The sequence below is a fragment of the Paenibacillus sp. CECT 9249 genome (genome assembly GCF_918697855.1).
Classification (GTDB): Bacteria; Bacillota; Bacilli; order Paenibacillales; family Paenibacillaceae; genus MSJ-34.
Genome location: NZ_CAKKLI010000085.1, coordinates 1 through 8,112, shown reverse-complemented (window position 1 = coordinate 8,112; position 8,112 = coordinate 1). Strand labels below are relative to the sequence as shown.

Annotated in this window: 8 protein-coding genes; 4 read left to right on the top strand and 4 right to left on the bottom strand. The window is 50.2% G+C overall.

Annotated elements, in window-relative coordinates:
• The first annotated feature begins 135 nt into the window (after nucleotides 1-135).
• From LQ229_RS26585 to LQ229_RS26570, 4 genes are all read left to right on the top strand, one after another.
• A complete protein-coding gene (locus LQ229_RS26585; RefSeq protein WP_216539779.1) occupies nucleotides 136-1,314 on the top strand; it encodes an oxalate decarboxylase family bicupin in 1,179 nt (392 codons plus the stop codon).
• A 127-nt stretch (nucleotides 1,315-1,441) separates the two neighbouring features.
• Nucleotides 1,442-1,939: a transcriptional repressor gene (locus LQ229_RS26580; RefSeq protein ID WP_216539780.1), complete on the top strand. Its 498-nt coding sequence runs from the start codon at nucleotides 1,442-1,444 to the stop codon at nucleotides 1,937-1,939.
• 126 nt (nucleotides 1,940-2,065) lie between these two features.
• Complete coding sequence (locus LQ229_RS26575) at nucleotides 2,066-3,313, top strand: MFS transporter (protein ID WP_356712181.1); 1,248 nt, start codon at nucleotides 2,066-2,068, stop codon at nucleotides 3,311-3,313.
• 32 nt (nucleotides 3,314-3,345) lie between these two features.
• Nucleotides 3,346-3,942, top strand: a complete 597-nt coding sequence (locus LQ229_RS26570; protein ID WP_230193377.1) for a TetR/AcrR family transcriptional regulator — start codon at nucleotides 3,346-3,348, stop codon at nucleotides 3,940-3,942.
• Here the strand turns inward: LQ229_RS26570 and LQ229_RS26565 are convergent.
• From LQ229_RS26565 to mtnB, 4 genes are all read right to left on the bottom strand, one after another.
• The gene (locus LQ229_RS26565; RefSeq protein WP_230193376.1) at nucleotides 3,920-4,849 is read right to left on the bottom strand and encodes a glycine betaine ABC transporter substrate-binding protein; all 930 of its coding nucleotides are present in this window, start codon (nucleotides 4,847-4,849) and stop codon (nucleotides 3,920-3,922) included. The two genes, LQ229_RS26570 and LQ229_RS26565, sit on opposite strands and share 23 nt — an antisense overlap.
• Nucleotides 4,850-4,875: 26 nt before the next feature.
• Complete coding sequence (locus LQ229_RS26560) at nucleotides 4,876-5,529, bottom strand: ABC transporter permease (protein ID WP_216539783.1); 654 nt, start codon at nucleotides 5,527-5,529, stop codon at nucleotides 4,876-4,878.
• Nucleotides 5,526-6,656, bottom strand: a complete 1,131-nt coding sequence (locus LQ229_RS26555; protein ID WP_216539784.1) for an ABC transporter ATP-binding protein — start codon at nucleotides 6,654-6,656, stop codon at nucleotides 5,526-5,528. The genes LQ229_RS26560 and LQ229_RS26555 overlap by 4 nt, the downstream gene beginning before the upstream one ends.
• Before the next feature lie 194 nt (nucleotides 6,657-6,850).
• Nucleotides 6,851-7,510, bottom strand: coding sequence for a methylthioribulose 1-phosphate dehydratase (gene mtnB / locus LQ229_RS26550; RefSeq protein ID WP_216539785.1), 660 nt, complete (start codon nucleotides 7,508-7,510; stop codon nucleotides 6,851-6,853).
• Nucleotides 7,511-8,112 lie beyond the last annotated feature (602 nt).

The following is an 8,112-nucleotide window of genomic DNA, read 5'->3' as shown; positions in this document are numbered from 1 at the left end:
ATTCCGGAAAGTCCAGTCCCAAATTTATTTTTCAAAGATCAACTGGAAATTTTGAAGGCGGCCGCCAGTCCCCTAGGGGACTGGAAGTAAACTCAAAACTGCCTTCAAGAAATACTATATGAGGAGTGTGCTGTTATGAGGAAACTTCCTCAAGATCGACAGGAATTCGTAGGCGCTCCCCAACCGATTCGGGAGGACGGAGCGGGCGCGACCGATCCCGGTCCGCGCGACGTGCTGCGGGATATGCAAAATCCGGATTTATTGGTTCCGCCGCCGACGGATGCGGGCACGGTCCCCAACTTGAAATTTTCCTTCTCCGATACGCATATGCGGTTAGAGCACGGCGGCTGGTCGCGCGAGGTGACGGAGAGAGAATTGCCGATCGCCACTACGTTATCCGGCGTGAACATGCGCCTGACGCCCGGCGGCGTGCGGGAATTGCACTGGCACAAGCAGGCGGAATGGTCGTTTATGATTTACGGACGGGCCCGGATTACGGCGGTCGATCAAGACGGGCGAAACTTTATTGCCGATGTGGGCGTAGGCGATCTATGGTACTTTCCTCCCGGCGTGCCGCATTCGATTCAAGGGCTGGAGGAAGGATGCGAGTTTCTGCTCGTATTCGACGACGGCAAATTTTCCGAGAACGACACGTTTACAATTTCCGACTGGTTTGCGCATACGCCGAAAGATGTGCTGGCGGCCAATTTCGGCGTGCGGGAAAGCGCCTTTGCGCATATTCCTTCCAAGCAGGTGTACATGTATCAGGCCAAGGTGCCGGGGGCGATCGCAACCCAGCAAATCATGAGCCCTTACGGCACGGTGCCGAAGAGCTTTATGCATCGTTTGCTTGCTCAGCAGCCGAGCCGCACTCCCGGCGGTTCGGTCCGTATTGTCGACTCCTCCAACTTTCCCATCTCTACGGCCATCGCTGCGGCGCTGGTCGAGATTAAGCCTGGGGGGATGCGGGAGATGCATTGGCATCCGAATAACGACGAGTGGCAATATTATCTTTCGGGCCAAGGGCGGATGACCGCCTTTGCGGCGGACGGCACGGCCCGTACGTTCGATTACAGGGCAGGCGACGTCGGGTATGTTCCGTTCGCTTTCGGTCACTATATTCAAAATACCGGAGAACAAACATTGTGGTTTCTGGAAATGTTCAAAAGCGACCGTTTCGCGGATATATCGCTGAATCAATGGATGGCGCTTACCCCGCGCGAACTGGTTCAAGATACGCTGCGCGTCGGACCGGAACTAATGAATGCGCTCCGCAAAGAGAAATGGCCTGTCGTCAAGTATTCGTCCCAATGAGAAAGCCATTTGCCGTCCGCGACATAAAAAAGCTTTACATCCGGCAAGGAAATAGGATATTATTAAATTAGAATTATTCTAAATAACTTGTTTCAAACGCTGGAAACCAGGGAGGTACGTTTCAACCATGACGATAGCGGAACGGCTTGATAAAATAAATCGGCAATTGTCGGGCGAAGGTTATAAATTGACGCCGCAGCGCGCTTCGACGCTGCAAGTGCTGCTGGAGAACGAAGAAGATCATTTAAGCGCAGAAGAAGTGTTCATGCTTGTTAGAGACAAATCCCCCGATATCGGGCTGGCTACGGTATATCGAACGCTTGAATTGCTCAGCGAACTGCGAATCGTAGAGAAGATGAATTTCGGCGACGGAGCGGCGCGCTTCGACTTGCGCAGCGACGACCATGAACATATGCATCATCATTTAATTTGTACCGAATGCGGTGCGGTGGAAGAAATTAAAGACGATTGGCTGGTTGCGATGGAGAAACGCATCGAACGGGAATTCGGATTTACGGTATCCGATCATCGGCTCGATTTTTTCGGCCATTTCCATCAATGCCAAAACGGCGGATGCGAGAAAAACTCCAACCGGGGCCATTCGGCCGTAAGCAATCGCGTTTAGCAGAAATTTTTGCATCATCATGGAAAAACCTTTCAACCTTTTCGAAAGGTTTTTTTATTTTACAAATTGACTTTCATTCAATCTGTCAGATATACTATTCCAATAGATCAGAAAGAGGGAGAGACCATGAAGAGTAGATCTGATAATCGCAATTCCCCATTGTTTTTATTGATGGTGAATATGTTCATTGCCATGCTTGGCATCGGATTAATTATTCCGGTACTGCCGGAGTTTTTGAAAGAATTCAACGCAGGCGGCCAAACGGCCGGATATTTGGTGGCGGCCTTCGGGTTAACGCAGTTTATTTTCTCGCCGATCGGCGGGGAATGGTCGGATAAATACGGGCGGAAAAAGTTGATCATTGCCGGACTGGCTTTATTCTCGATCTCCAATTTATTATTTGCGATCGCTTCGCATGTATGGCTCCTTTACTTTGCCAGGTTGCTCGGCGGAATCGGGGCGGCGGCGATGATCCCTTCGATGATGGCTTATGTGGCCGACACGACGACGGAGGAAAAGCGGGGAAAAGGCATGGGACTGCTAGGAGCGGCCATGTCGCTCGGATTCGTCATCGGTCCGGGCATCGGCGGATTTCTAGCCGAACTGGGATTGCGCGCTCCTTTTTACGTGTCCGCCTGCGTGGGCGCACTCGCGATGTTGTCGTCGCTGGCGTTTTTGCCGGAATCGTTGCCGAAGGAGAAGCAACTGGAAAATCGCAATATTCAGGTTGCGAAGGAAAGTCTGTTCCGTCAATTCGCGCGTTCCTTTAAAGCGCCTTATTTCGTACTGCTCATCCTAGTGTTTACACTTACATTCGGGCTCGCTAATTTTGAAGCGATCTTCCCGCTGTTCGTCGATCACAAGTACGGATTCAGCGCAAGGGAAATTTCAATCCTGATCACATGCGGAGCGTTAGCCGGCGTCGTTATTCAAGCGTTGTTGATCGATAAATTAATTAAACGCTTCGGCGAGAAAACATTAATTAACCTGACCTTTATTTTATCCGCCATTGCGCTCGTCGGCATGCTGCTGTCGGGACAATTCTGGTACGTCATGCTCGTGACGCTCTTTTTCTTCACGTTCACCTCGATTATGCGGCCTGCCATCAATACGCTGTTGTCGAAGATGGCGGGGGAGGAACAGGGCTTTGTCGCAGGCATGAACAATGCGTATATGAGCTTGGGCAATATTTTCGGACCTGCGCTGGCGGGCATTTTGTTCGACACGCATGTCAATTTCCCGTATATGTTCGGCGCGCTCATTCTTGTGGGCAGTTTGGCGCTTTCCCTAACTTGGAACAGACGGAACCGTTCCGCCGTTGCCGCGACCGTTTCCGGAGCGCCGGCGAACGTGCCGAACTCGACGAATTCATAATGCCTATGAACGTTCGTTAGGAGTGAATCGTTGTGCCGAGAAATGTCGAGAGAGACCGCGAATGCAGAAAAGAGCGATGCGATCAAATATTGGAAGCGGCTGTCCAATTGTTCTCCGAAAAGGGGATAGCCGCCACCAAAATTTCGGACATCGCCAATAAGGCCGGCATGAGCCACGGCCTCATCTATAACTATTTTCAATCCAAGGAAGAAATTTATATATCGATCGTCGACAACAGCCTTAGCGGGTTGAAGCGAAATATCGAGCAAGTGCAGCCCCTTCGCATGGACCCGCAGCAAAAATTAATGCGTCTGCTTGATACGATGGATTGCCGTCCGTTTCAGGAGGCGATGTTTCAGCATATTTTTATCGACCAATTGCTCGTATCCGAGACCGTGTCCCCTGCGTTGAAACATTCCGTGAAATCGAAAATGCTTGCAAACGTGCATGCCGTTTCGACGATCATCCGGGAAGGGCAAGCCTCGGGCCAGTTTGTCGACGGCGATCCGCGCGAACTCGCCTATTATTTGTTGACGCTAATCCAATCGTTCGTATTTGCCGAAGCGAGAGGAGCGCAATTTATTCGGCAATCGATGAGCGGGCATCTCATTCGGTTTTTTCTGAAATGAGGCCGTTCGCAACGAGAAATTCCCGCGCGACGACGTCGGCTTTATGGCCGATATCGACTTTGACGTTCATTTCCCGCATTTTTTCTTCGGTTATGGCGCCTTTCAAAGGCGCGAGGGCGTCCGCAATCTCCGGATATCGATTCAATAAGTCTTCCCGTACGACCGGACCGGCGTCATAGGGAGGGAAAAAATGTTTATCGTCTTGAAGCAGCGTCAAGTGATGAATGTCGACCTGCCCGTCGGTCGAATAGGCGCTGACGACATCGGTATCGCCCTGGCCGATCAATCGGTACATAATGCCTTGATCCATCCCTTTCACCCGTTTAAACTTCATTTGGTACATTGCCTGCAATCCCGGGTAGCCGTCCGGACGGTCGAGAAAATCGAAAGGAACGGCAAAGTCGAGCTCGGCCGCCACTTTCGCCAAATCGCTGTATGTCTTCAATTGATATTGTTCCGCCGTTTCGGGGCGTACCGCAAGAATATATGTGTTGTTGAAGCCGAACGGTTCGAGAAATTGCAATCGATCCCGCTTCAGCAATTCCCTCGTTCGCGCCAGCGTTTCTTCCGACGAACCGGTTTTCTCCTGATAATAGTTGGTCACGATCGTTCCGGTATACTCCGGGTAGATTTGAATATCGCCGGTTTTGAGCGCCGTCCAGGCAACATTCGATCCCCCTAAATTCATTTTGCGGTTCACGGTCAGCCCGGTTCGGTTTTCAATGAGATCGGCCATCATATGCGCCAAAATAATGTTTTCGGTAAAATTTTTCGAGCCGACCGTAATATTCGCGTTTCGGACGCTGCCTGTTTTATTTTCCGTATTCCCGCAAGCCGGCAGCGAGACGGCCAATAACGCCGCCAGCAGCGCAGCACACCATCGCTGCATTGCACCTGTTCGATTCATGTCGTTCCTCCGTCCAAAGCGCCGGGTTAGATTTTTAAACCGCGCGGCGTCGTTGCGCGTTCCACCATGCCGAGCAAATAATCGATCAGCAAAGCGAGCAACGCCGCCGGCAGCGCTCCAAGAAAAATAAGCGCATCGATATTTCTGGTAATGCCCAAGAAGATAAATTCCCCGAGACCTCCGGCGCCGATGAACGCCGCGAGCGTCGCCGTTCCGATATTGATAACCGTTGCCGTGCGGATTCCGGCCATAATGACGGATAGAGCGAGCGGCAATTCGATGCGGAATAAGATTTGGCTTTGCGTCATCCCCATCCCGCGGGCCGCCTCGATGACGGAAGGATTGACGTCTTTAATTCCGGTAAACGTGTTGCGGATAATCGGCAGCAGGGAATAGAGAAATAATGCGGCGACCGCCGTTCGCGTGCCGATGCCGAAGAGCGGAATCATGAATCCGAGCAGCGCCAGGCTCGGGATCGTCTGCAATATGCTGGCCACGCCGAGCACCCAGCCTTTCAAAGATGGAACGCGGGAGATGAGAATGCCGGCGGGAATGCCGATCACGATCGCGATCAGCATCGAGAGAAGGACGAGAATAATATGCTGTCCTATCGCCGCAATCAATTCGTTCCAGCGAAGCGTAAATTGAGTGGCTAATTGCTGCCATAACGTTCCGTTCATTCTTGATGTTCACCTCCGGCCCAATGGCTTGCAAACGTCGTGAGCAGCGTACCGCGCGTCACGATGCCGACGATTTTGCGATTTGCGTCGACGACGGGAATAATGCCATGCTTGGCCGACGAAATCGCCATCAGCGCGTCTTTGGCGGATGCCGTATCGAGCAAGGAAGGCTCGGCGGGACGGACAAGCTCCTCGATCGTCTTCGCTTTATTGATATTTTGCAACACGTCATATGCCGAAACGATGCCGAGCAGCGTTCCGTCTTCTTCGACGGCAAGCAGCGTATACGTTCTGCGCTGTCTCATATAAGCAATCGCTTTTTCCAGCGACCGGTCTTTCCGGACAAGCGCCGGATCGGTTCGAATAATATCGATAACAGGGATATATTCCGGATTTTGATAAATCCGCTTCTGCCCGATAAACTGTTCCACAAACCCGTGCGCTGGTTCCCGTAGCAGCGTTTCCGGACTTTCCATCTGCACGAGCGACCCGTCTTTCATGACCGCGATGCGATCGCCGAGCTTAAGCGCTTCGTCCATATCATGCGTAACGAATATGATCGTTTTTTTCATTTCTTGCTGCAGCTTCAGCAATTCATCCTGCAGTTGTTCTCTTGTGATCGGATCGAGCGCGCCGAACGGTTCGTCCATTAGCACGATTTCGGGATCCGCGGCCAAAGCGCGAGCTACGCCGACACGCTGCTGCTGACCGCCCGACAGTTCCTTTGGATACCTCTTGGCGAATACGGCCGGGTCCAATCCTACCAAGTCCAGCATTTCTTTGACTCTCTGTTTCTTTTTGGCGGCGTCCCAGCCTTTCAAATCGGGCAGCAGTCCGATATTTTGCTCGATCGTGTAATGAGGGAACAGGCCGGTTTGCTGGATGACATAGCCGATACTTCGCCGCAACTTTACCGGGTCTTCCTTCGTAATGTCTTTGCCGTTAATCGTAATGACGCCTTCCGTGTGAGGAATCAGGCGATTGATCATTTTCATCGTCGTCGTTTTGCCGCAGCCGCTTGGCCCGATGAAAATGATAAATTCCCCGCGGTTGATTTCAAAATTCAAATCGGAAACGGCTTGAAATCCGTCGGGATACGTTTTGCCGACATGCTCGAACCGCAGCATCGTTATACCCTCCCTATGCCTAAGCGTTATTTGGTACGCAAGGAATATGCCGCTATTTTCCCCTGAGGGGAGAGGTCTTATTCAGGAGCAGGCAGGCATCCGCTTGGATTTGGCCGGAGCGCAAAAAAACGCTAAGCTGAAGTGCAGCCTAGCGTTCGGATCGTTCGCATGTATTCTATTAAAGCCTTGCGCCGTCACATGCCGCTTCGAGCCGATTTTAGCAGTTCCCAGCGGTAGACGTATTCGAACAAAAATTCGAAAGATTCCAGATGCCGTTTCGCTTCAAAGGCGTTGGCGCCCCAAGCGCAAATGCCGTGCTTGCGGATCATAATGCCCGGAATGCGCGGATCGAGTTTCGGGCCGATGCAAGGCACGATCTTCGAAATGTCGGCATAATTGGGGACGATCGGAATATCGATATGCGCTTCTTCTTCCCATATGTTGAAGCCTTTAATCAGCTCCACGCCGTCCACGGGAATCGAGCCGCGTTCCCAGAACCATTCGGATACGATATTGTTGAATACCGTATGTACGTGGAAGATCGCGCCGCATCCGGTTAGCCGGTAAATTTCGCTATGGATCGCCGTTTCCGCGCTTGGCTTCAATTGCGTCGTTTCGCATGCTTTGCCCTGCGCGTCGACGAACAGGAAATCTTCCGGCGTATTCGCCGATTTGTCTTTGCCGCTGGCCGTAATGGCGAAATGAAACCGGTCCGGTTCATAGTCGCCGACGCGAACCGATAAATTGCCGCTCGTGCCGGCGAACCAATTGCGAGCCGCGAACGTCGTCTTGATGTCGCGCAATTCGGCCAGCGCGCGTTGCTTCGCTTCTAGAGGTATATTCGCAAAGGTCATTCTATTTCCCTTTCTTCTGATTGTTTACTTTACTAGTTGAATAGGAGAGCTTTCATATAGATGTATTTTTAGTTTAGAATATTACAGCCTATAAAGAAACAAATATGCTCTATGGTAAATTAATCGCATAAAAACTTACGAGTTGTATAATTATAAAGATAACAAATAATATAATAAGTATGGTATAAATTACATTGCTTTTTTTTTGTCTAGTATAAATTAAATTAATCTTAGATTCTATTGTTGAAAGGCGATCATTAACATTTTGATTCTTTGTATCTTCTGACAAAATAATATTCCTCCTAATAATAAATTTTAATACTATTATACTCCGTTTTGACTCCAATATACCAAAAATTTAATAAATAACCCTCCTAGTAGAAGGGTTATTTATTAATAATATATCCAAACTTAATCAACATATAGAAGGGGATTAATATGTGAATTATCGAATCTATCTGAAATAATAAGAATTATTATCCTAAATTTCGAAAGCCCGTAATATCAAACACTGAATATAGTGGATCTGCCTCGCGGACTGTAAAAAAGTGGAGGTTTCCCAGTTCGTTCGGTTCAAGTCAACATTATGTGGATACACTTTC